Origin of the sequence: Desulfonatronospira sp. MSAO_Bac3, assembly GCF_003838035.1 — a bacterium.
Taxonomy (GTDB): Bacteria; Desulfobacterota; Desulfovibrionia; order Desulfovibrionales; family Desulfonatronovibrionaceae; genus Desulfonatronospira; species Desulfonatronospira thiodismutans.
This window is the reverse complement of sequence record NZ_QYZY01000098.1, coordinates 1-1,404: the sequence shown is the minus strand read 5'-3', so window position 1 is coordinate 1,404 and position 1,404 is coordinate 1. Positions and strand designations below refer to the sequence as shown.

Genomic DNA, 1,404 nt, shown 5'->3' with positions numbered 1-1,404 from the left:
TATATCCCGGATTCCCGGATTCTTCTGGCAATAAGCTGGGTATACTGGGAACCGAAATCCAGAATAATGACTTTGTTTTGAACTTGCATGCCCTTTATGCCTCGTGAAGAATTTTATGCCTGTCGCGCCGGGCAAACAGTTCCGGCGGACCGCAGCCTTCGTCTTAATAGTTCTCTATACGGTAGTTGGGGGCTTCCTTGGTGATGATTACGTCGTGCACGTGGCTTTCACGGTAGCCTGCCGGGGTCATGGTCAGGAAACGCCCCTTTTCATGCAGTTCCTGAACAGTGGCGCAACCCAGATAACCCATGCCGGACTGCACGCCGCCTATGAGCTGGTACACGGTATCTCCGGCAGGACCCTTGAAAGGCACCCGTCCCACAATGCCTTCAGGTACAAGCTTGCTGCTTTTTTCCTGAAAATAACGGTCGCTGCTGCCATCGCGCATGGCGTCTATAGAACCCATGCCACGGTAAATCTTATACGTACGGCCCTGGTAAAGAATGGTCTCTCCCGGGCTTTCTGTGGTCCCGGCCAGCATACTGCCCATCATCACGGTATCGGCTCCCGCCACCAGGGCCTTGATCACGTCCCCGGAGAACTTGACCCCGCCATCGGCAATTACGCAGCAGCCCTTTTCCCGGCAGGCCCTGGTGCACTCCATGACCGCAGTCACCTGGGGCACCCCCACTCCGGCCACCACCCTGGTGGTGCAGATGGAGCCCGGGCCGATACCCACCTTTACCGCATCCACTCCCGCATCCACCAGGGCTTTTGCTCCCTCGTAGGTGGCCACATTTCCAGCGATGAGCTGACAGTCCGGATAAGAAGCCTTGATATCTCTGATGCCCTGAATGATATTTCTGGAATGACCATGCGCCGAATCAAGAACTATAAAATCCGAACCGGCCTTGACGAGAGCCTCCACCCTGGCCATCTTGTCCTCGCCTGTGCCTACGGCTGCTCCCACTCTGAGCCTGCCCATTTCATCCTTGCAGGCATTGGGATACTTCTTGATTTTCTCAATATCCTTTATGGTTATAAGCCCTTTTAGCTTGCCTCCGTTTTCCACCACCAGGAGCTTCTCAATCTTGTTCTTCTGCAGAATCTCCTTGGCTTCCAGCAGGGTCGTACCCACCGGGACAGTAACCAGGTTGCCGCTGGTCATGACCTGGTCCACCCTGGTCCTGAGATCGCTTACAAAGCGTACGTCACGGTTGGTGACAATGCCAACCAGCCGGCCTTCTTCCTCCACAGGCAAACCAGAAATACGGTACTCGGACATGAGTCGCAATACGGTTTCCACGTCATCGCCCGGACGTACAGTGACCGGATCGACAATCATGCCGCTCTCGGATTTTTTTACCCGCTCTACCTCCTGGCGCTGCTCCTCGATGCTCATGT

The 1,404-nt window shown here is 55.2% G+C and carries 1 protein-coding gene; it reads right to left on the bottom strand.

What is annotated here, in order from left to right; all coding sequences use genetic code 11:
• Nucleotides 1-163: 163 nt before the first annotated feature.
• Nucleotides 164-1,404 (bottom strand): IMP dehydrogenase (gene guaB, locus D5S03_RS03485; protein WP_287042687.1); only part of this gene is annotated, 1,241 nt, incomplete at its 5' end.